Source organism: Mycolicibacterium vaccae NBRC 14118 = CIP 105934 (genome assembly GCF_001552715.1).
Classification (GTDB): Bacteria; Actinomycetota; Actinomycetes; order Mycobacteriales; family Mycobacteriaceae; genus Mycobacterium; species Mycobacterium vaccae.
Genome location: NZ_BCRS01000361.1, coordinates 1 through 755, shown reverse-complemented (window position 1 = coordinate 755; position 755 = coordinate 1). Strand labels below are relative to the sequence as shown.

The 755-nt window shown below is 73.2% G+C and carries 1 pseudogene; it reads left to right on the top strand.

Features of this window, described 5'->3' with window-relative positions:
* Positions 1-755 (top strand): annotated as a pseudogene (locus MVA01S_RS31130) (hypothetical protein); the annotation flags it as partial.

The window sequence follows — 755 nt, the reverse complement described above, 5'->3', positions numbered from 1 at the left end:
CGGGTCGGCCACCGGGGGCACCACACTGGCCGATGCCACGTTGTCCGGCGGTATTCCGCTGCTCGGGCTGGAGTTCAACGAACAGGTGCCGCTGCCGGTCGGTCACGCCACAGCGGGCCGGGGCGGCGACGGCGGTAACGGCACGCTCATCGGCGGGGCCGGCGGTACCGGTGGCACCCGGCAGCACTCGAACCCGTTCGATCTGCTCGACGACGCCGCACTCGCGCAACTGCTCTCCGCCCTGCTCGGCGATGGCGAACTCGACCTCGACTTCACCCAGCTCGCCGGCATGATCTCCACCGAGGAGGCGGCGGGCGGCAACGGCGGCGACGGCGGTCTGGTCGGCGGCACCGGCGGGACCGGCGGCAAGGGCGTCTTCGCCCTCGGCGGTCTGCTCGAACTGGCCGGCGACAACATCGACATCAACGATCTGCTCGCCGGGCTGGAGTTCGGCGGCATCGACGTCGGCGACCTCATCGACCGGCTGGGCATCGATGTCGGCACGTTCACCATCGGCACCGGGGGCAACGGCGGCAACGGCGGTGACGGCGGCATCACCGGCGGCACCGGCGGCACCGGCGGCAGCACCGCTCACTTCACCTCCACCCTGCCGTTCCTGACCACGATCATCGGGGTGGCCGGCAACGGCGGCGCCGGCGGGCAGGGTGAGACCTTCGGTGGTTCCGGCGGTCGCGGCGGAGCCGGGGTCGCGCTGGGCATCGCCGAGGGCGGAGACGGCGGCGACGGCGGCACCG